Source organism: Mycolicibacterium rutilum (assembly GCF_900108565.1).
In the GTDB taxonomy this organism is placed as follows: Bacteria; Actinomycetota; Actinomycetes; order Mycobacteriales; family Mycobacteriaceae; genus Mycobacterium; species Mycobacterium rutilum.
The window spans coordinates 5,834,813-5,854,458 of record NZ_LT629971.1 but is presented as its reverse complement, the minus strand read 5'-3'; the positions used below and the strand labels follow the sequence as shown (position 1 = coordinate 5,854,458).

Annotated in this window: 20 protein-coding genes; 15 read left to right on the top strand and 5 right to left on the bottom strand. The window is 68.7% G+C overall.

Annotated features, from left to right (window positions below):
* Positions 1-159: 159 nt before the first annotated feature.
* The gene (locus tag BLW81_RS28430) at positions 160-1,209 is read left to right on the top strand and encodes a 3-deoxy-7-phosphoheptulonate synthase (protein ID WP_083410110.1); all 1,050 of its coding nucleotides are present in this window, start codon (positions 160-162) and stop codon (positions 1,207-1,209) included.
* 17 nt (positions 1,210-1,226) lie between these two features.
* Here the strand turns inward: BLW81_RS28430 and BLW81_RS28425 are convergent, their stop codons facing one another.
* Positions 1,227-1,517, bottom strand: coding sequence for a WhiB family transcriptional regulator (locus BLW81_RS28425; protein WP_069417027.1), 291 nt, complete (start codon positions 1,515-1,517; stop codon positions 1,227-1,229).
* Positions 1,518-1,888: 371 nt separating this feature from the next.
* On the opposite strand from BLW81_RS28425, the gene BLW81_RS28420 reads away from it, so the two are divergent.
* The 3 genes from BLW81_RS28420 to BLW81_RS28410 all read left to right on the top strand — a co-directional run bounded on the left by BLW81_RS28420 (position 1,889) and on the right by BLW81_RS28410 (position 4,466).
* Positions 1,889-2,677 carry a tetratricopeptide repeat protein gene (locus tag BLW81_RS28420; protein ID WP_083410109.1) on the top strand — a complete coding sequence of 263 codons (789 nt, stop codon included), beginning with the start codon at positions 1,889-1,891 and terminating at the stop codon, positions 2,675-2,677.
* Positions 2,678-2,764: 87 nt separating this feature from the next.
* Positions 2,765-3,343, top strand: a complete 579-nt coding sequence (locus BLW81_RS28415) for a sigma-70 family RNA polymerase sigma factor (protein ID WP_083410108.1) — start codon at positions 2,765-2,767, stop codon at positions 3,341-3,343.
* Positions 3,336-4,466, top strand: coding sequence for an anti-sigma-D factor RsdA (locus BLW81_RS28410; protein WP_083410107.1), 1,131 nt, complete (start codon positions 3,336-3,338; stop codon positions 4,464-4,466). Before BLW81_RS28415 ends, BLW81_RS28410 begins: the two co-directional genes overlap by 8 nt.
* Before the next feature lie 13 nt (positions 4,467-4,479).
* Here BLW81_RS28410 and BLW81_RS28405 read toward each other — a convergent pair whose 3' ends face one another.
* Positions 4,480-4,884 (bottom strand): DUF5319 domain-containing protein, encoded by a 405-nt coding sequence (locus BLW81_RS28405; RefSeq protein ID WP_059101442.1) that lies wholly within the window; start codon positions 4,882-4,884, stop codon positions 4,480-4,482.
* Positions 4,885-5,108: 224 nt separating this feature from the next.
* On the opposite strand from BLW81_RS28405, the gene guaB reads away from it, so the two are divergent.
* From guaB to BLW81_RS28375, 6 genes are all read left to right on the top strand, one after another.
* Positions 5,109-6,662: an IMP dehydrogenase gene (gene guaB / locus BLW81_RS28400; RefSeq protein WP_083410106.1), complete on the top strand. Its 1,554-nt coding sequence runs from the start codon at positions 5,109-5,111 to the stop codon at positions 6,660-6,662.
* 57 nt (positions 6,663-6,719) lie between these two features.
* Complete coding sequence (locus BLW81_RS28395) at positions 6,720-7,847, top strand: GuaB3 family IMP dehydrogenase-related protein (RefSeq protein WP_157898020.1); 1,128 nt, start codon at positions 6,720-6,722, stop codon at positions 7,845-7,847.
* Positions 7,848-7,920: 73 nt separating this feature from the next.
* Entirely contained in the window at positions 7,921-9,657 is a 1,737-nt protein-coding gene (locus BLW81_RS28390) for a GMC oxidoreductase (protein WP_083410104.1), read from the top strand.
* 74 nt (positions 9,658-9,731) lie between these two features.
* Positions 9,732-10,391, top strand: coding sequence for a phosphate signaling complex protein PhoU (gene phoU / locus BLW81_RS28385; protein ID WP_083410103.1), 660 nt, complete (start codon positions 9,732-9,734; stop codon positions 10,389-10,391).
* Positions 10,392-10,559: 168 nt separating this feature from the next.
* A complete protein-coding gene (gene mdlC, locus BLW81_RS28380; RefSeq protein ID WP_083410102.1) occupies positions 10,560-12,173 on the top strand; it encodes a benzoylformate decarboxylase in 1,614 nt (537 codons plus the stop codon).
* A 40-nt stretch (positions 12,174-12,213) separates the two neighbouring features.
* Complete coding sequence (locus BLW81_RS28375; RefSeq protein WP_083410101.1) at positions 12,214-12,612, top strand: tautomerase family protein; 399 nt, start codon at positions 12,214-12,216, stop codon at positions 12,610-12,612.
* Between the two features lie 2 nt (positions 12,613-12,614).
* On the opposite strand, the gene BLW81_RS28370 is transcribed toward BLW81_RS28375, so the two are convergent.
* Positions 12,615-14,969, bottom strand: a complete 2,355-nt coding sequence (locus BLW81_RS28370) for a glycoside hydrolase family 65 protein (protein WP_083410876.1) — start codon at positions 14,967-14,969, stop codon at positions 12,615-12,617.
* Positions 14,969-15,733, bottom strand: a complete 765-nt coding sequence (locus BLW81_RS28365; protein WP_083410100.1) for a beta-phosphoglucomutase family hydrolase — start codon at positions 15,731-15,733, stop codon at positions 14,969-14,971. Before BLW81_RS28365 ends, BLW81_RS28370 begins: the two co-directional genes overlap by 1 nt.
* 45 nt (positions 15,734-15,778) lie before the next feature.
* On the opposite strand from BLW81_RS28365, the gene BLW81_RS28360 reads away from it, so the two are divergent.
* The 5 genes from BLW81_RS28360 to guaA all read left to right on the top strand — a co-directional run bounded on the left by BLW81_RS28360 (position 15,779) and on the right by guaA (position 18,745).
* The gene (locus BLW81_RS28360; protein WP_083410099.1) at positions 15,779-16,078 is read left to right on the top strand and encodes a hypothetical protein; all 300 of its coding nucleotides are present in this window, start codon (positions 15,779-15,781) and stop codon (positions 16,076-16,078) included.
* Positions 16,075-16,332 (top strand): hypothetical protein, encoded by a 258-nt coding sequence (locus BLW81_RS28355; protein ID WP_083410098.1) that lies wholly within the window; start codon positions 16,075-16,077, stop codon positions 16,330-16,332. Before BLW81_RS28360 ends, BLW81_RS28355 begins: the two co-directional genes overlap by 4 nt.
* A 97-nt stretch (positions 16,333-16,429) precedes the next feature.
* Positions 16,430-16,750 (top strand): CD225/dispanin family protein, encoded by a 321-nt coding sequence (locus BLW81_RS28350; RefSeq protein ID WP_083410097.1) that lies wholly within the window; start codon positions 16,430-16,432, stop codon positions 16,748-16,750.
* Complete coding sequence (locus tag BLW81_RS28345; RefSeq protein WP_083410096.1) at positions 16,750-17,157, top strand: DUF2752 domain-containing protein; 408 nt, start codon at positions 16,750-16,752, stop codon at positions 17,155-17,157. Before BLW81_RS28350 ends, BLW81_RS28345 begins: the two co-directional genes overlap by 1 nt.
* A 28-nt stretch (positions 17,158-17,185) precedes the next feature.
* The gene (guaA, locus tag BLW81_RS28340; RefSeq protein WP_083410095.1) at positions 17,186-18,745 is read left to right on the top strand and encodes a glutamine-hydrolyzing GMP synthase; all 1,560 of its coding nucleotides are present in this window, start codon (positions 17,186-17,188) and stop codon (positions 18,743-18,745) included.
* On the opposite strand, the gene BLW81_RS28335 is transcribed toward guaA, so the two are convergent.
* Positions 18,746-19,645 carry a MerR family transcriptional regulator gene (locus BLW81_RS28335; RefSeq protein WP_083410094.1) on the bottom strand — a complete coding sequence of 300 codons (900 nt, stop codon included), beginning with the start codon at positions 19,643-19,645 and terminating at the stop codon, positions 18,746-18,748. It lies immediately after the preceding gene.
* Position 19,646: the final 1 nt, after the last annotated feature.

Here is a 19,646-nt window from a genome sequence, read left to right as displayed (position 1 = left end):
ATTGGCGCTTTATCGAGGCTCCGGGCGGAGCCGATAAGGCGCAGCGCTAAGCACGCATCCACCCGGAGCCCAGGCAGTGACCATCAGGTCGCTGCCTTTCGTCATTCAAGGGCCCCGGGCAGTCACCCGGGTGCCCACAACCAGGAAGGCACCCTCGACATGATTTCGGCGCAGACCGCCACCCCGCCCGCCACCTCGGACCGGCGGATCCGCAGTTTCAGCGAAATCCCCAGCCCGCACCAGGTGCTCGCCGAGTTCCCGCTCGGTCCCCGGCGTGCCGAGCGGGTCGCCCGCGACCGATCCGAGATCGCCGACATCCTCGCCGGCCGCGACAACCGACTGTTGGTTGTGGTGGGCCCCTGCTCGGTGCACGACCCCGCCGCGGCGCTCGACTACGCCAGCCGGCTGGTGCGGATCGCCGACGAACTCCGCGACAAGCTCAAGATCGTGATGCGGGTGTATTTCGAGAAGCCCCGCACCACGATCGGGTGGAAGGGCCTGATCAACGACCCGGACATGGACGGCACCTTCGACGTGCGCCGCGGTCTGCGGCTGGCCCGTCAACTGCTGCTCGACATCGTCGACATCGGCCTGCCGGTGGGCTGCGAGTTCCTCGAGCCGACGAGCCCGCAGTACATCGCCGATGCTGTCGCCTGGGGCGCGATCGGCGCCCGCACCACCGAGTCGCAGGTGCACCGCCAGCTCGCCTCCGGGCTGTCGATGCCGGTCGGGTTCAAGAACGGCACCGACGGCAACATCCAGGTCGCCGTCGACGGCGTGAAAGCCGCTGCCGCCCAACACGTCTTCTTCGGGATGGACGACCTCGGCCGTGGCGCGCTGGTGAGCACCGCCGGTAACGAGGAGTGCCACGTGATCCTGCGCGGCGGCACCGACGGACCGAACTGCGACGCGGAGTCCATCGACGCGACCGCCGCCAAGCTGGCCGCTGCCGGGCTACCCGCACGCGTCGTGATCGATTGCAGCCACGCCAATTCCGGGAAGGACCACGTGCGACAGGCCGAGGTCGCAGCCGAGATTGCTCAGCTCGTGCGGGACGGCTCGCCCATCAGTGGCGTGATGCTCGAAAGCTTCCTGGTCGGCGGGGCGCAGGCGCCCGAAGCTCGTCCGCTGACCTACGGCCAGTCGGTCACCGACAAGTGCATGGATTGGCCGACCACGGAATCCGTGCTGCGGGAGCTGGCGCGGTGAACCGGTAGGCCGCGAGCCTACGAGGCGCGGCGAATACCCCGCTTCAGCAACAGTTCGCGCTCGGATTCGGACAGCCCGCCCCAAATCCCGTAGGGCTCGCCGACGGCAAGGGCGTGTGACCGGCACTGCGCGATCACCGGGCAGCGCCGGCACATCTCCTTGGCGCGCATCTCCCGCTGCGCGCGAGCGCGGCCCCGCTCACCGTCGGGGTGGAAGAACATCGAGGAATCGACGCCTCGGCAGAGTCCGGCCATTTGCCAGTCCCAGATGTCAGCGTTGGGTCCGGGAAGCTGTTGCGGCTGTGGCATTGGAAAACCCCTCTCTGCGCACCTTTTTCGCGATGAATCGGATGCGTGAGTCTCAAGACCGATTCGAGCTCAAGTCGCCGATGACCACTCGTGGTGACAAAGTATGGGGGAGCACGAAATTCCGTCAATAGCCCGATCATGTGCTCAAAGACATAACCGCAGGCCCAGAATTTACATCACGTTCATCATTGCGACTTACACGTAGCGAGTTCGGTGCTAAGCAAACGGACCGCGGTTCACTGCGGCGCCCATTTGTCCTGTTCGTTCGAATTCACCGCGCGACAGCTATCTCCGTCCGCTTACATGGAATTAACATCGCGCCCATCAACTGTTAACCGCTGCCGAGGGTCGGTTGATAGCGTCGCGACTCGATGTCCATCCCCACAGACACTGTGTTGGCCGATGCGGCCTTCGGCTCGGCGCCGGCGCTGTGGCCCCTGCCGGCCGCCGCGACGCCGCGGCAACGTTGGCTGCGCGCCGTCGCCGCGGGCGGCCAGGGTCGCTACGCGAGTGCGCGCGCCGAACTGGCGACGCTCTACTCCCGCGGGGGACGCGAGGGCTCGTTGGCCTGCAGCACCCAGGCGTCGTTTCTCCGGCAGCTCGGTTGGCACGAGACGGCGCGGGCGTGGGACGGGCGCGCACTGGCGCTCGCCGGACCGGACCCGGAGGCGGCCGCGGACGCCTTGATCGGGCTGGCCGCCGACGCACTCGGGGTGGGCCGGTTCGGTGCCTCTGCGCGCGCGCTGGACCGCGCGGCCGATCGGGTCGCCGACGCTGACGAGGTTCGACTGCAGGTCCGCGAGGCCTGGGTGGCCGCCGAATTGGCGATGGCACGCGGGCAGGGCAGCGCCGCCATCGGTCACGCGGAGCGCGCCGTGGACCACGCGAAGGCCTTCGGATCGGCACGCCACACCGTCAAGTCCGCCGTGGTGCTGGCGGCGGCGCGGTGCAGCGCCGGAGACCTCGACACTGCGCGGGCGGTGGCCGATGCGGCGCTGGACGACACGCAGCGGCTCGGAATGGTTCCGCTGCAGTGGGCGTTAGCCTGCTTGCTGACCGACATCGGCAGCGCCCGCCATACGACACCGGCCACCGCGGCCATCCGAGACGACTGCGCCGATACAGTGCGTCGTCGGGGCGGCGTGTGGTCGGTGCGGTGACCGGGTCAACGCCGTTCTGAAAGTTATTGTTTAGCTGGCCGCCCAGCCTGGGATGCGTCGTTCGTAACGTTGGAGAGATCGCCCACGATGACATTTTCGGGAGAACGTCTCGATGCTGTCGTTGCTGAGGCTGTGGCAGGAAACCGGGACGCGCTCCGGGAGGTGCTGGAGACCATTCGTCCGATCGTTGTTCGGTACTGCCGGGCACGGGTCGGTACGACTGAACGTAGTGGGCTTTCAGCAGACGACGTTGCGCAGGAGGTTTGCTTGGCCGCCATCACGGCGCTGCCGCGGTATAAGGATCAGGGACGACCGTTCCTGGCCTTCGTTTACGGCATTGCCGCCCACAAGGTTGCTGACGCGCATCGCGCGGCAGCCAGGAATCGATCCGACCCGACCGACGTCGTGCCGGAGCGGTTCTCGATGGACGCCGGTCCCGAGCAGATGGCCTTGGACTCCGAGGCATCCGAGCGGATGAACAAGCTGCTTGCGGTGCTGCCCGAGAAGCAGCGCGAGATCCTGATCCTGCGCGTGGTCGTCGGCATGAGCGCCGAAGAGACCGCCGAAGCGGTCGGCAGCACGGCGGGCGCCGTCCGGGTCGCCCAGCACCGTGCGCTGGCCCGGCTCAAGGCCGAGATCGTGGCGACGGGGCGTGACCATGCCTGACTTCGGACGCTGGACTTCCAACGGCGGTGACCCGTCGCTCAACGAGATCAACCGCACCGACCGGTTCCTCGACTCGCTGGCCTACCAGCAGCCGGTGTACTCGACCGATCCCGGTGAGGCCGAACTGGCGAACCTGCTGGCCGGCTGGCGCGACGAGGTGCGCGAGGCCCCGCTCACCGCGGTGGTGACACCGCGCGACGCGGTGCTGGCCCTCGACCGTGCGGCCGCATCGCGACGTCGCACCCGCTTCTCGCTGGCAGTCGTGGGATCGACCGCTGCCGCAGTGCTGTGCCTCGGCGGTTTCGGCGCAGTGGTCGCCGGATCCGGTCCCGGCGATGCGCTTTACGGCCTGCGCACGATGCTGTTCGGTGAACAGCACAGCCAGCGCGACGACGCCGTCGTGCTCGCCGCCCAGACCCAGATGGCCGAGGTGCAGCAGCTCATCGACCAGGGGCAGTGGCAAGCCGCCCAGGACAAGCTCGAGACGCTGACCACCACGGTGGCCACCGTCGGCGACACCGAACGTAAGGAAGAGCTCGTCACCCAGTGGCAGGAGCTGACGGTGAAGGTGGAGGCGCAGGACCCGGCGGCGACCGTGCCGCCCGGCGCCCCGTTGCCGACGTTCCCCGACATCCCGGTCACCGTGCTTGACACGCCGCCGTCGGATGCGACGACGACCTCGGCAGCGTCGGATACGACGTCGGCGAGCGAACCGACCTCGCCCTCGTCGCCATCGAGCGAGCCACCGACCTCGCCGAGCGATTCGCCGAGCCCGTCGTCTACGCCGTCGCCGACACCCTCGCCGTCGACCACGCAGGCGCCCACGCTGTTGCCGAGCACCCCGTCGCCGACCCCGTTGCCGTCGCCGTCGGCCAGCTCACCGCTGCCCAGTCCGACGAGCATTCCGCGCTCGACGGTCACGACGCCGGTGCCGACACCACAACCGACGCCTCAGCCCACTCCCACCACCCGGGTGGAGTTGCCGACGCCGTCGACCCCGGCGTCGGTGGTGCAGGAGGAAAGTGAGCCGCCGGCGCAGGCGCCGACGCCCGAGCAGCCCGTTGAGCGGGCGCCGGTCACGACGACCGTCGTGGTGCCCGAGCCTGACAACGAGGCCGGTTAGAAAGAGTTATCGATCAGCGGTAGCCGTCGGTGTCCGACGTCGCCTCGTTGAGCGAGGCGTCTGCATACCCGCGGCAGTAATCCCACGTCACGTAGGCGTCGGGTTCGGGGTCGTAGGCCGGCTCGTGCGGGCGGACCGTGCCGTCGACCAACAGCTGCAGCAGGTTGGCGCGCAGCATGTCCCAGTCGTGGTAGTGGTCCTGCTGGCATTCGTCACAGCAGACCACCAAGCCGCGGATCCCCTTATGGGCCAGCAGCGCCTCATAGACCGCGAGATCGGCGAGATCAGCCTCGACCGCGGTCCGCTCCTGCGGGTCCAGCGGCTGGCCGGGCTCGAGCGCGTCCAGTGCGGCCGAAGGGTCGCACGGGTCATCGGCGAACGGGTCGGGTGGCAAACCCGGCGGCAGGTGATCTCGCACGAGTCCACACTACGCAGCGGTGCTGGTATCGCGCCAGCCGTTAGCGGCGACTGGCCGGGCCGTGTCGGACAGCCAAAAACGGCCAGGCGAATAGTTATCAGCGTCATGGCCCGTGACACCGGCCGCGCAGCCCGCAGCCGATAGGATGGATCTCTAGCTCGACGACTGTGTTCGGCTGCATTTGTTACTGGAGGCCCGCCTTGTCGATACCCACATCGACACCCATGTCGACCGGCGAAAACAACATCCCGTTCGCGGTGCCGGTGCCGACCGGCGGCGACGACCCGACGAAGATCGCCATGCTCGGCCTCACGTTCGACGATGTCCTGCTGCTGCCCGCCGCGTCCGACGTCGTGCCCGCGACCGCCGACACCTCGAGCCAGCTGACCCGCAAGATCCGGCTCAAGGTGCCGCTCGTCAGCTCCGCGATGGACACCGTGACCGAGGCCCGCATGGCGATCGCCATGGCCCGGGCCGGCGGGATGGGTGTGCTGCATCGCAACCTTCCGGTCGCCGAACAGGCCGGTCAGGTGGAGACGGTCAAACGCTCCGAGGCCGGGATGGTCACCGATCCGGTCACCTGCTCGCCGGACAACACGCTGGCCGAGGTCGACGCGATGTGCGCGCGGTTCCGCATCTCCGGGCTGCCCGTCGTCGACGACACCGGCGAACTGGTCGGCATCATCACCAACCGCGATATGCGTTTCGAGGTCGATCAGTCCAAGCCGGTCTCCGAGGTCATGACCAAGGCGCCGCTGATCACCGCGCGCGAAGGTGTGTCCGCCGAGGCGGCGCTGGGTCTGTTGCGCCGCAACAAGATTGAGAAGCTGCCGATCGTCGACGGCCACGGCAAGCTCACCGGGCTGATCACCGTCAAGGACTTCGTCAAAACCGAGCAATTCCCGCTGTCGACCAAGGACTCCGACGGCCGGCTGCTGGTCGGAGCCGCGGTCGGCGTAGGTGAGGACGCCTGGACGCGCGCCATGACGCTGGTGGACGCGGGCGTCGACGTGCTCGTCGTCGACACCGCCCACGCCCACAACCGCGGCGTACTGGACATGGTGAGCCGCGTGAAGGCCGCGGTCGGGGACCGCGTCGAGGTCATCGGCGGCAACGTCGCGACCCGCGCCGCCGCGGCCGCGCTGGTGCAGGCCGGCGCCGACGCGGTGAAGGTCGGCGTCGGGCCGGGCTCGATCTGCACCACCCGCGTGGTGGCCGGCGTCGGCGCACCCCAGATCACCGCGATCCTCGAGGCCGTGGCGGCGTGCGCGCCCTCGGGCGTCCCGGTCATCGCCGACGGCGGGCTGCAGTACTCCGGAGACATCGCCAAGGCGCTCGCCGCGGGCGCCTCGACGGCGATGCTGGGCTCGCTGCTGGCCGGCACCGCCGAGTCGCCCGGCGACCTCATCCTCGTCAACGGCAAGCAGTTCAAGAGCTACCGCGGCATGGGCTCGCTCGGCGCGATGCAGGGCCGCAACGCGGCGGGGGCGGTCCGCGGCTCCTACTCCAAGGACCGCTACTTCCAGGACGACGTGCTCAGCGAGGACAAGCTGGTGCCCGAGGGGATCGAGGGCCGGGTGCCGTTCCGCGGTCCGCTCGCGACGGTGATCCACCAGCTCACCGGCGGGCTGCGCGCGGCGATGGGATACACCGGGTCGGCGACCATCGAGCAATTGCAACAGGCGCAGTTCGTGCAGATCACCGCTGCCGGGCTCAAGGAAAGCCATCCGCACGACATCACGATGACCGTCGAGGCGCCGAACTACACCACCCGCTGACCGGGTGTAGTGCCGGTGAGCGCCTGCTCAAAGAGGAGATAACGGGCCGTGCGAGACATGGTTGAGATCGGCATGGGCAGAACCGCCCGCCGCACATACGAACTCGACGACATCAATATCGTGCCGTCGCGGCGCACCCGGTCGTCGAAGGACGTCTCGACCGCGTGGCAGCTCGACGCGTACCGGTTCGAGATCCCGGTGGTCGCGCACCCGACCGACGCGCTGGTCTCGCCGGAGTTCGCGATCGAGATGGGCAAGCTCGGCGGCCTCGGCGTGCTCAACGGCGAGGGCCTGATCGGCAGGCACGCCGACGTGGAAGAGAAGATCGCGCAGGTGATCGAGGCCGCGGAGAAGGAGCCCGAGTCCTCGGCCGCGATCCGGCTGCTGCAGCAGTTGCACGCCGCGCCGCTGAACCCGGATCTGCTGGGTGCCGCCGTCGCCCGGATCCGCGACGCCGGCGTCACCACCGCGGTGCGGGTCAGCCCGCAGAACGCCCAGGCGCTGACCCCGACGCTGGTGGCCGCCGGCATCGACCTGCTGGTCATCCAGGGCACGATCATCTCCGCCGAGCGGGTGGCGAACGACGGTGAGCCGCTGAACCTCAAGACCTTCATCTCCGAACTCGACGTGCCCGTGGTGGCCGGCGGCGTGCTCGACCACCGCACCGCGCTGCACCTGATGCGCACCGGCGCGGCCGGCGTCATCGTCGGCTACGGGTCGACCTCCGGGGTCACGACCTCCGACGAGGTGCTCGGCATCAGCGTGCCGATGGCCACCGCGATCGCCGACGCCGCCGCGGCCAGGCGCGAGTACCTCGACGAGACCGGCGGGCGGTACGTCCACGTGCTGGCCGACGGGGACATGCACACCTCGGGCGACTTGGCCAAGGCGATCGCGTGCGGCGCCGACGCCGTGGTGCTCGGCACGCCGCTGGCGACCTCGGCAGAGGCGCTTGGCAACGGCTGGTTCTGGCCCGCCGCCGCCGCCCACCCGTCGCTGCCCCGCGGGGCGTTCCTGCAGGTCGCGTTCGGTGAGCGGCCGACGCTGCAGCAGGTACTCGACGGGCCGTCCGACGATCCGTTCGGCTCGCTGAACCTGGTCGGCGGCCTGCGCCGATCGATGGCCAAGGCCGGGTACTGCGACCTCAAGGAGTTCCAGAAGGTCGGGCTGACGGTCGGCAGCTAACCCCGTGCCATCTGCTTTACAAGTTAGGCCCCCCTGTCTAGAAGTTACCGCTGGGTAACGCCATACTGAAGGCATGAAACCTGACTACGACGTGCTCGTGATCGGTTCGGGGTTCGGGGGGAGCGTCAGCGCACTGCGGCTCACCGAGAAGGGCTACCGCGTCGGTGTACTCGAGGCCGGGCGGCGATTCAACGACGACGAATTCGCCAAGACCTCGTGGAACCTGCGCAAGTTCCTGTGGGCACCGCGACTCGGGATGTTCGGCATCCAGCGAATCCATCTGCTGCGCAACGTGATGATCCTGGCCGGCGCAGGCGTCGGCGGCGGATCGCTGAACTACGCCAACACCCTGTACGTGCCGCCGGACCCGTTCTTCAACGACCCGCAGTGGAAGGACATCACCGACTGGCGCGGCGAGCTGATGCCGCACTACGACCAGGCCCAGCGCATGCTCGGGGTGGTCACCAACCCGACGTTCACCGACGCCGACCGCGTGGTGAAGCAGGTCGCCGACGACATGGGCGTGGGCGACACGTTCGTGCCGACGCCGGTGGGCGTGTTCTTCGGACCCGACGGCACCAAGGCGCCCGGCAAGACCGTGCCCGACCCGTACTTCGGCGGCGCCGGCCCGGAGCGCACCGGCTGCATCGAGTGCGGCTCGTGCATGACCGGCTGCCGTTACGGCGCCAAGAACACCCTGCTCAAGAATTACCTCGGACTGGCGGAACGCCATGGCGCCGAAGTCATTCCGATGAGCACCGTGACGAGTTTCGAACAGCGTGCCGACGGGCTGTGGGAGGTCCGCACCGCCAAGACCGGCGCGTGGGTGCGGCGCCGCCGCAAGACGTTGACCGCGAGCCACGTCGTACTGGCGGCCGGCACCTGGGGCACCCAGCGGCTGCTGTTCAACATGCGCGACGCGGGCAAGCTGCCGAAGCTGTCCGACAAGCTCGGCGTGCTGACTCGCACCAACTCCGAATCCATCGTCGGCGCAGGACGTTTCGAGGTATCCGACGATCTCGACCTGACCCACGGCGTCGCGATCACGTCGTCGATCCACCCGACGCCCGACACCCATGTCGAGCCGGTGCGCTACGGCAAGGGTTCCAACGCGATGGGACTGCTGCAGACCTTGATGACCGACGGCGACGGTCCGGAGGGGCCCGGTATCCCGCGCTGGCGGCAGCTGTTCATCAACGCCCGGCAGGATCCGCGCGGCACCCTCCGACTGCTCAACGTGCGGCGGTGGAGCGAACGCACGCTGATCGCGCTGGTGATGCAGCATCTCGACAACTCGATCACCACGTTCACCAAGCGCAACCGGTTCGGTATCCGCCGGTTCTCCAGCAAGCAGGGCCACGGTGCGCCGAATCCGTCGTGGATCCCGGTCGGCAACCAGGTCACCCGGCGCATCGCCGAGAAGATCGACGGCGTCGCGGGCGGCACCTGGGGCGAACTGTTCAACATTCCGCTCACGGCGCACTTCCTCGGCGGCGCCGCGATCGGCGACAGCCCCGAACACGGCGTCATCGACCCCTACCACCGGGTGTACGGATATCCGACGCTGTCGGTGCACGACGGCGCGGCGATCTCGGCGAATCTCGGTGTGAATCCGTCGCTTTCAATCACCGCGCAGGCCGAGCGGGCGACGTCGCTGTGGCCCAACAAGGGCGAGCAGGACCTGCGGCCCGCGCAGGGCGAGCCGTACCGCAGGCTGGACCCGGTCGCCCCGGAGCATCCGGTGGTGCCCGCCGATGCCCCTGCCGCGCTGCGGTGGTTGCCGATCGAGCCGGTCAGTTCCGCGGGCTAGGCGGTTAGAACCCGCCGGAGCGGGTACTCCGACCTGCGCTCGGACGCCCGTGTCCCGAGCGGAGGAGGGCCGGAATGCGCACCGCATATCAAGAGCAGTTGACGGGGCTGTCCGTTCAGCTGGGGGAGATGTGCGGGCTCGCGGTGGTCGCGATGGAGCGGGCGACGCAGGCGCTGCTCGAGGCCGACTTGACGCTGGCCGAACAGGTCATCGCCGACCACGAGCACATCATCGCGCGGAACCGGCAGGTGGAACAGAGCGCGCTGCGCATCCTGGCGTTGCAGCAACCCGTGGCCACCGACCTGCGCACCGTCGTGGGCTCGATCCACATCGCCGCCGACATCGACCGGATGGGCGCGCTGGCGGTCCACGTCGCGGGCATCTCCCGGCTGCGGCACCCGGACTGCGCGCTGCCGGCCGACGTGCGGGCCAGCTTCGCCGAGATGGGCGCGCGGGCCGTGCAGCTGGCGACGACCGCGCGCGAGGTGCTGCTGACGCGTGATCCCGACAAGGCGGCACGGCTGCGCGACGAGGACGACGCCGTCGACGCCGAGCACCGGCACCTGTTCACGCTGCTGATCGACCACAAGTGGCAGACCGGGGTGTGCTCGGCGGTCGATGTGGCGCTGCTCGGCCGCTACTACGAACGGTTCGCCGACCACGCCGTCGAGATCGGCAAGCGGGTGGTCTTCGAGGCGACCGGCGGGCTGCCGATGCACAAGCAGATGGCCTAGCGCCCGCCTCTTACCTGCTAGCGGTACCACCGGCTTCCGGGAAGGTGCCCGCTGCAATACCCGGCAGCGTCGATGACCGCGCCGAGCCTGTCCGCGATGGTTTATCCAACTGAGGAGCAACGGCTCTTCAGTCGACGATATTCCATCCACGAAAGACAGGTGGTTCCGATGTCCGAGCAGCAGACCGTTCACGACGTGACCTTCGACCTTCTCCGGAAGCTGGGTGTGACAACAGTTTTCGGTAATCCCGGCTCAACCGAGCAGACGTTCCTGCAGAACTTCCCCGACGACTTCGAGTACGTGCTGGCGTTGCAGGAGGCCTCCGCGGTGGCGATGGCCGACGCGTTCACCCAGGCGACCGGCAAGCCCGCCCTGGTGAACCTGCATACCGCCGCCGGCACCGGCAACGGGATGGGCAGCCTGGTGGCCGCCTACCGGGCCAACACGCCGCTGATCATCACCGCCGGCCAGCAGACCCGCGAGATGTCGATCGTCGACCCGTACCTGAACAATCCCGATGCCACCGAGATGCCCAAGCCGTGGGTGAAGTGGTCGTATGAACCGGCCCGCGCCGAGGATGTGCCCGCCGCGTTCATGCAGGCCTACGCGATGGCCATGCAGGAGCCGAAAGGCCCGGTGTTCCTGTCGATTCCGCTCGACGACTGGGACAAGCCGGCGCTCGGACCCGCGGTCGTGCGCACCGTCTCGAACCGCGTGGCGCCCGACGCGCAGCGCCTGGCCGAGTTCGCCGAGCGGATCAGCGCCGCGCAGCGGCCGATGCTGGTGCTGGGCCCCGAAGTCGACCGCGCAGGCGGCTGGGATGCCGGCATCGCGTTCGCCGAGAAGCTGCGGGCGCCGGTGTACGGCAGCGCGCTGTCCGACCGCGTCTCCTTCCCGGAGGACCATCCGCTGTACGCCGGTCCGCTCGGCATGACGATCGCGGACGTCGAGAACCAGGTCCGCGGCCACGATCTCGTCATCGTGATCGGCGCGCAGGTGTTCCGCTACTACCCGTACGTGCCCGGCGAGTACCTGCCGGAGGGCAGTGAGCTGCTGCAGATCACATCCGATCCGCACATGGCCGGGATCGCCCCCGTGGGCGACAGCCTGGTCGGTGACGTCAGCGTCGCGCTGACGCAGCTGACCGACCTGATCCGGGTGCCCGCCGACCGCGAGCCGCCGGGACCGCTGGTGCGCAACCGGCAGTCCGAAGGCCCTGTGCAGGCGCCGATGTCGTCCAACGCCGTCTACGAGACCCTGAGCACCGTCAAGCCCGATGACGCGGCGGTGGTCATGGAGTCGACGTCGACGATGCCGGACCTGTTCAACTGGTTGCCCACGACCCGGTCCGGCAGCTTCTACGCCACCGGAAGCGGCGGCATCGGCTGGGGCCTGCCCGCGGCCGTCGGCCTGGCGCTCGGCGACCGCGCCCGGGGCGTCGACCGCACGATCGTGGCCACCATCGGCGACGGCTCGTTCCAGTACTCGATCCAGGCGCTGTGGACGGCCGCGCAGCACAAGCTGCCCATCGTGTTCGTGGTGCTTCGCAACGGCGAGTACGCGATCCTGAAGTCGTTCGCGCTGTTGGAGAAGACGCCGAACGTTCCGGCCCTCGACCTGCCGGGCCTCGACATCGCCTCGGTGGCAGCCGGTTTCGGTTGCCGCGCGGTCAACGTCGACAGCACCGACATGCTGGCCGACGAGTTCAAGACCGCGCTGGAGGCCGACGGCCCGACGGTGCTCGTCGTGCCCACCGTCCCGCAACTGCCCCGACTGGGCTGACCCTCGGTACTGGCTCTCGAAGACTCTGAAAGGAACTCCGATGCCCATCTACACGATCACCACCGCGGCCGGAACGCTCGACTCCGCCACCAAGGCGGACCTGGCCGCCGAGGTGACCCGCATCCACTCCGACGTCAACCACGTGCCGAGCACCTACGTCAACGTGGTGTTCAACGAGCTCGCTCCCGACAATGTCTACACCGACGCCAAGCCCACACGGCCGCTGATCATCAACGGCTGGGTACGCTCTGGACATCCCGACGAGGAGACCAGCCGGCTGGTCACCGAGATCGCGCATGCGGCAACGCAAGTGACCGGCATACCGCCGGAGCGGGTGCTGGTCGTCATCGGCAACAGCCCCGCCCGGTTCGCCATCGAAGGTGGCCGCGTACTGCCCGAACCCGGTCAGGAACAGGCCTGGCTGCTCGAAGGTGCGTGACGTCACATCCGCCGCCGGCGCAGCGGCTCCCGACCGGGGGGCTGCGCCGGCGGCGGAAGCATGGGTTCACATCGGCGCACCGGAACCGTCGTCGGCTCCTGCGACGTCAACTCGAGGTCCTCACCCGCGTGGCGGATCAGCAGCGTCGCCCCGGGGCCGTCGCGCAGCGTGTAGGTGACGTCGGCGTGATTGACGTCGACGGTGAGCCGGAAGTTGCGCCAGCGCAACCGGAACCGCAGCCGCGAGATCCCACTGGGCAGACGAGGATTGAGCGTGAGCAGCCCCTCATCGTCACGAAGGCCACCGAATCCGGCCACCAGCGCGGTCCACGCCCCGGCCAGCGAAGCCATGTGCAGGCCGTCGCGGGTGTTGCGATGCAGATCGCGCAGGTCGATCATCGCGGCCTCGTAGGTGTAGTCGTGTGCGAGCTCCAGATGGCCCACGTCGGCGCACATCACGGCTTGCGTGCACGCCGACAGCGACGAGTCACGGGTGGTGCGGCGTTCGTAGTAGTCGACGTTGCGGGCCTTCTGTTCCGCGGTGAACGCGTGGCCCTGCCAATGCATCGCCAGCACCAGATCGGCCTGCTTGATGACCTGGGCGGGATACACCCGCACATACGGCTCGTGCATCAGCAGCGGGTAGACGGTGTTGTCGACGAAATTCCATTCCCGCAGCGTGGTGAATCCCTCGCACTGCGGGTGCACACCGAGTTCCTCGTCGAACGGGATGTGTGCGGCGTCGGCGGCGTCGCGCCAGGCGGCCATCTCCTCGGTGGTCACGCCCATCGCCAGCGCCGCGTCGACGTGCCGGCCGCACGCGTCGGCGGCGGCCCGCAGGTTGGCCGAGGCCATCAGGTTCGTGAACACGTTGTCGCGCACCACGGCCGTGTACTCGTCGGGTCCGGTCACCCCGTCGATGTGCCACACCCCGTGCCGGTCGTGCTGACCCAGCGACAGCCACAGCCGGGCGGTCTCGACGAGCACCCGCAGCCCGCATTCGGCGTCCAGCGAGTCGTCGCCGGTCACGATGCGGTACCGCTCGAAGGCCATCGCGATGTCGGCGTTGACGTGGAACGCGGCGGTGCCCGCCGGCCAGTACGCCGAGCACTCCTCGCCGCGGATGGTGCGCCACGGGTACGACGCGCCTTCGAGATCCAGTTGCGCGGCGCGCTCCTTGGCCAGCGGCAGGATCGACGCGCGCCAGCGCAGTGCGTCGGCCGCGGCCGCGGGTTCGGTGTAGGTCAGCACCGGAAGCACGAAACCCTCGGTGTCCCAAAACGCGTGGCCGTCATATCCGGTGCCGGTCAAGCCCTTACCCGGGATCGCCCGTCGCTCGGCGCGCGCGCTGGCCTGCAGCACGTGAAACAGCCCGAACCGCACCGCCTGCTGACAGTCGTTGTCGCCCTCGACCTCGACGTCGGCGCCGTCCCAGAAGTCGTCGAGGTACGCGCGCTGCGCGTCGAGCATTCCCGGCCACCCCGTGTAGCGGGCGCTGCTGAGCGCGGCGGCCGCCTGATCGCGCAGGGCGGGCCGCGACCGCAGACTCGACCAGCCGTAGGCCAGATACTTCACGATCCGCAGCCGCTGTCCGGGACGGAGCCCGCAGATCACCGTGGTCGTGGCCCAGTCCATCCCGGCACCGGTGCTGACCTCCACCCGGCCGGGCACCTCGACGTCGTGGTCCATCGCCGCGGCCATCATCAGGTCGCTGGCCCGGGTGCGGTGCAGCAGGATCGCGCCGCGGTCGGAGTTCTCGTGCTGCACCGGATCGAGCGGCTTCTCGAGCACCGCGGACACCCGCGGATCCTTCGACGGTTGCGGAACCTCCTCGTTGGCGACGAGTTCGGACTGCACCGTGGCCCGGATGAAATCGTCCTGCGCCTCGACCACGTACTCGATGGCCGCGACGCTGCGCTGGGTGAGCGAAACCAGCCGCGTGGTGGTGACTTTCACCCGTTTGCCGGCCGGGGACTCCCAGAGCGCGGTGCGTTTGAGGGTGCCGGCGCGAAAGTCGAGGACACGCTCGTGCTCGAGCAGCGAGCCGTACCGCACGTCGAAGGGTTCGTCGTCGACCAGCAGGCGCACCAACTTTCCGTTGGTGACGTTGACGATGGTCTGCCCGTCCTCGGGATAGCCGTATCCCGCTTCGGCATACGGCAGCGGGCGCACCTCGTAGAACGAGTTGAGGTAGGTGCCCGGCAGGCCGTGCGGTTCGCCTTCGTCGAGGTTCCCCCGCATGCCGATGTGCCCGTTGGACAACGCGAACAACGACTCGGACTGCGCGAGGATGTCGAGGTTGAGCGACGTCTCGCGCAGTTGCCACGGCTCGACGGGGAACACCTGGTCGTTGATCATCATGACAGCAGCTCCGCCAGGTCGGTGACGACGATGTCGGCGCCGTTGTGCCGCAACGCATCTGCGTGTCCGGCCCGGTCGACGCCGACCACGAGGCCGAAGTGACCCGCCCGCCCCGCGGCCACCCCCGAAAGCGCATCCTCGAACACCGCGCCCTGCGCGGGCGGCACCCCGAGCAGCTCGGCGGCCCGCAGGAACGAGTCCGGCGCGGGCTTGCCCGGGATGTTCTCCTCGCGCAGTACGACGCCGTCGACGCGGTGCTGGACGAACCGGTCGAGACCGGTCAGTTCGAGCACCTCACGGGTGTTGGCACTCGAGGACACCACCGCGACGCCGAGTCCGGCGTCGGCGACCGCCTGCAGATAACGGCGCGACCCGTCGAACACCTCGACGCCGTCGGTGTGCAGCACCTCGGTGAACAAGGCGTTCTTCCGGTTGCCGAGACCGGAGACGCTGTCGGTCTGCGGTCCGTCGTCGGGGCTGCCCTCGGGCAGTTCGATACCGCGACTGGCCAGGAAGGACCGCACGCCGTCCTCGCGTCTCTTCCCGTCGACATAGGTCAGGTAGTCCGCGCCGATGTCGAACGGGGTGAACTCGGCGCCGTCGGCTTCGGCTCGTCGGCGCAGAAAGTCGTCGAACATGGACTTCCATGCCTTTTTGTGCACGCTGGCCGTGTCGGTCAGCACGCCGTCGAGGTCGAACAGTGCGGCGCGGATCTCGTCGGGCAGACCGAGCGCGTGGTGTGGTTCGTCGGCTCCAGGCACATTTCACCCATTCCCGTTATGGTGCGCGGGCATACTTGCGCTTCGATGAACTTACTGGCGCGCAGGCGTACGCGGCTGCTGATCGAACGTACCCAGCCGTTCGCGGACGAGGAACTCGTGGCCGCCGCGAACTTCACGTGGGTGGACGCCGAGCTGGCCGGCGGCCTGCCGGACTGGACGTTGATCGGTGCGGGCGTGATCGGTGACTGGCTGCTGAGCAGTCTGCGCCTGACCGAACAGCAGTACTCCCGCAGGATCGGGCCGATTCCGCTGGGCGCCTGGCGGGCAATATGTTTCGAGTTCCCCGACCGAACGCGCTGTCAACCGAACACCCCGCGGTTTTGACCCCCGACGACCTGACCGGCGTGCGGTGGGACGCGCTGACCGAGGTGTCGCTGCGCACCACCGACCGCGGGCCTGCCGAGGAGGACGTGTTCTTCGTATTCGCCTATGCCGACGGGCCTTCCACCGCGATCGGGCTCGGTGACAGCGAAGAGCTGCTGCCCCGGTTGCAACGGTTGCCCGGCTTCGACAACGAGGCCTTCGTACAGGCGATGGGGCACAGCTCAGACGGCGTTTTCGTGCTGTGGCGGCGATGATCGAAAGCCGCGCGCACAGCAAACCGGTGACTTATATTGAGCGGGCTCACCAGTCGGACCACCGACGCAGGGTGCTACTCGAGAAAAGGGGACACCGATGACGTATCCGCCACCTCCGCCGCCACCACCTCCGCAGGGGTACGGACCCCCGCCGGGTGGCGTCCCCGCGCAGCAACCCGACAGCAATCTGGTGTGGGGCATCCTCGTCACGGTGTTGTGCTGCCTGCCGTTCGGCATCGTCTCGATCATCAACGCGGCCAAGGTGTCCGGCCTGTGGGCCCAGGGTCAGTACGCGCAGGCGCAGAAGGCTTCCGACGACGCCAAGAAGTGGGCGATCTGGGGTGCGATCGCCGGCGTGGTCGTCCTCGTCATCTATGCGCTCATCGGGCTCGTCGGAGGCGGGTTCGCATACATGTGATGACCGTGCGTCCGCTCGCCGCACCGATGGCGGTCGCCGCCGCCGCGGCGGGCGGATGCGTGGCGATCTGGCTGGCCGACCCCACCACACCCGGCGGTGTGCTGCCGGTCTGTCCGACCAAGGCCCTGCTCGGCGTCGCCTGTCCCGGCTGCGGCAGCCTGCGCATGATTTACTCACTGCTGCACTTCGACGTGGCGGCCGCGGTGCGGTTCAACGCGCTGGGCGTCGTGGCGGTGCTGTTGCTGGTGAGCGCGTATGTGACGTGGGGGTACGGCCTCGCGGTCGGTAGACCGATCCGCACCTGGCACCACCTGCGATGGGCCGCGCCGGCGGCGCTGGTGGCAATCGTGGTCTGGTTCGTGGTGCGCAACTTGCCATTTGAACCGTTCACTGCGCTGCAGGTGTGAGCCCGGCGGAGCCAACTAGACTGGCCGGGTGACATCTGGATCTCCCCGTCCCGTTCTGGTGGTCGACTTCGGCGCGCAGTACGCGCAACTGATTGCGCGCCGCGTGCGCGAGGCCCGTGTGTACTCCGAAGTGGTCCCGCACACGGCGAGCGTCGAGGAGATCAAGGCGCGCGACCCACAGGCCATCGTGCTGTCCGGCGGACCCGCCAGCGTGTACGAGGACGGCGCTCCGCAGCTGAACCCCGAACTGTTCGACCTCGAGGTGCCGGTGTTCGGGATCTGCTACGGCTTCCAGGCCATGGCCCAGACGCTGGGCGGCACAGTCGCCAGGACCGGAACCCGCGAGTACGGCCGCACCGAACTGAAAGTCACTGGCGGAGAACTTCATTCGGATCTCCCGGAGACCCAGCCGGTGTGGATGAGCCACGGTGACGCGGTCACCGCCGCGCCGGACGGCTTCGAGGTGGTGGCGGTCAGTTCCGGTGCCCCGGTGGCGGCGTTCGAAAACCGGGGCCGGCGGTTGGCGGGTGTGCAATATCACCCCGAAGTCATGCACACACCGCACGGTCAGCAGGTGCTCAGTCGCTTCCTGCACGAGTTCGCGGGAATCGATTCGACCTGGACCCCGGCCAACATCGCCGACGCGCTCGTCGAGCAGGTGCGCGAGCAGGTCGGCGACGGCCGGGCGATCTGCGGGCTGTCGGGTGGGGTCGACTCGGCGGTCGCCGCAGCACTGGTCCAGCGCGCCATCGGCGACCGGCTGACCTGTGTTTTCGTCGACCACGGGCTGTTGAGGGCGGGGGAGCGCGCGCAGGTGCAACGCGACTTCGTCGCCGCCACGCATGCCAACCTGGTCACCGTCGACGTGGCCGACCGGTTCCTCGAGGCGCTGTCTGGGGTGACCAACCCCGAGGGCAAACGCAAGATCATCGGCCGCGAGTTCATCCGCGCGTTCGAGGGCGCCGTGCGCGAGCTGGTCGAGGGCGGCGGTCCGGAGGTGGACTTCCTGGTTCAGGGCACGCTCTATCCCGACGTGGTGGAGTCCGGAGGTGGTGCGGGTACGGCGAACATCAAGAGCCACCACAACGTCGGCGGCCTGCCCGACGACCTGAAGTTCAAGCTCGTCGAACCGTTGCGGCTGCTGTTCAAAGACGAGGTCCGCGCGGTCGGCCGCGAACTCGGCTTACCTGAGGAAATCGTTGCGCGCCAACCATTCCCCGGTCCCGGACTGGGCATCCGGATCGTCGGCGAGGTCACCGCGGCGCGGCTGGAGACGCTGCGGCGCGCCGACGCGATCGCCCGCGAGGAGCTGACCGCGGCCGGCCTGGACAACCAGATCTGGCAGTGCCCGGTGGTGCTGCTCGCCGACGTCCGGTCGGTCGGTGTGCAGGGCGACGGCCGCACCTACGGACATCCCATCGTGCTGCGCCCTGTCTCCAGTGAGGACGCGATGACCGCCGACTGGACCCGCATTCCGTACGAGGTGCTCGAGCGCATCTCGACGCGCATCACCAACGAGGTGGCCGACGTCAACCGCGTCGTGCTCGACGTCACCAGCAAGCCGCCCGGCACCATCGAGTGGGAGTGACTACTCGTCCGGTTCCTTGTCGATGAGCTCGCCGAGGATCTGACCGACCGCCGACTCGATCGTCGACTCGATGGAGAACGCCAACGTCGCCGACACCGCGGACACCGCCGTGGTGCGGAACCGCACGAGCATCGTGATCAATTCGGCGATCTCGGTGTCCGGCGGCAACTCGGCACCGGGATTGATGCGGTGCAGCACCTCCTCGATGCCCGCCTGCACCAGCAGGCCGCTGATCTGGTCGACCAGCGGCGCGATCTGTTCGTGCAGGTCGATGAGCTTGCCGGTGGCCACGCCGTACTGCCGGATCTCGTTGAATGCCTCGATGAGCCTCGGCCGTACGACGACAGCCTCGCCGTCGTCGAGTTTGATCACCCCGAGATGGACCATGCGCTCGAACCCGGGGTCGTCGTCGATCAGCCGCCTCGCGTCGGCGAGGCTCATCCGCTCGGGTTTCTCGGTCGCCCAACTGCCGGCGATGGCGGTTTCCAGCCCGAGCAGGTCACCGACGTCCTTGCCCTGTTCCCAGGCCGACAGCATCTCGCGGACGTGCGCGATGTTGTAGCCGCGGTCGAGCAGTGAGGTGATCAGCCGCAGCCGGGTCAGGTGAGTGTCGTTGAACAGCGCGATCCGGCCGACTCGCAGCGGCGGGTGCAGTAATCCGCGGTCGCGGTACACCCGGATGTTTCGGGTGGTGGTGCCGGCGAGCCTGGCCAACTCGTCGATGCGGTACTCGTTGGACTCCTCGACGCCGTGCGGTTGCACCGCCGCGTCGAACAGCTGCGACACTGCCGTCTCGATGACGTCACGCGACCCGCGGCGGACGCGTCTGGGCGCGCGGCGGAGTCCGTTGAGGATCGCCGAGATCGCGCCCGCCTGCGGCCGCGGCTGCCGTGCCGTCATG

Coding starts and splice junctions, on each gene's coding strand:
- BLW81_RS28395 (WP_157898020.1), top strand. CDS start 6,720: ATGGTTGAGATCGGCATGGGCAGAACCGCCCGCCGCACATACGAACTC.
- BLW81_RS28425 (WP_069417027.1), bottom strand. CDS start 1,517: ATGCCACAGCCGCAACAGCTTCCCGGACCCAACGCTGACATCTGGGAC.
- BLW81_RS28350 (WP_083410097.1), top strand. CDS start 16,430: ATGACGTATCCGCCACCTCCGCCGCCACCACCTCCGCAGGGGTACGGA.
- phoU (WP_083410103.1), top strand. CDS start 9,732: ATGCGCACCGCATATCAAGAGCAGTTGACGGGGCTGTCCGTTCAGCTG.
- BLW81_RS28390 (WP_083410104.1), top strand. CDS start 7,921: ATGAAACCTGACTACGACGTGCTCGTGATCGGTTCGGGGTTCGGGGGG.
- BLW81_RS28335 (WP_083410094.1), bottom strand. CDS start 19,645: ATGACGGCACGGCAGCCGCGGCCGCAGGCGGGCGCGATCTCGGCGATC.
- BLW81_RS28375 (WP_083410101.1), top strand. CDS start 12,214: ATGCCCATCTACACGATCACCACCGCGGCCGGAACGCTCGACTCCGCC.
- BLW81_RS28360 (WP_083410099.1), top strand. CDS start 15,779: ATGAACTTACTGGCGCGCAGGCGTACGCGGCTGCTGATCGAACGTACC.
- BLW81_RS28370 (WP_083410876.1), bottom strand. CDS start 14,969: ATGATCAACGACCAGGTGTTCCCCGTCGAGCCGTGGCAACTGCGCGAG.
- BLW81_RS28415 (WP_083410108.1), top strand. CDS start 2,765: ATGACATTTTCGGGAGAACGTCTCGATGCTGTCGTTGCTGAGGCTGTG.
- BLW81_RS28345 (WP_083410096.1), top strand. CDS start 16,750: ATGACCGTGCGTCCGCTCGCCGCACCGATGGCGGTCGCCGCCGCCGCG.
- guaB (WP_083410106.1), top strand. CDS start 5,109: ATGTCGACCGGCGAAAACAACATCCCGTTCGCGGTGCCGGTGCCGACC.
- BLW81_RS28420 (WP_083410109.1), top strand. CDS start 1,889: ATGTCCATCCCCACAGACACTGTGTTGGCCGATGCGGCCTTCGGCTCG.
- mdlC (WP_083410102.1), top strand. CDS start 10,560: ATGTCCGAGCAGCAGACCGTTCACGACGTGACCTTCGACCTTCTCCGG.
- BLW81_RS28430 (WP_083410110.1), top strand. CDS start 160: ATGATTTCGGCGCAGACCGCCACCCCGCCCGCCACCTCGGACCGGCGG.
- BLW81_RS28410 (WP_083410107.1), top strand. CDS start 3,336: ATGCCTGACTTCGGACGCTGGACTTCCAACGGCGGTGACCCGTCGCTC.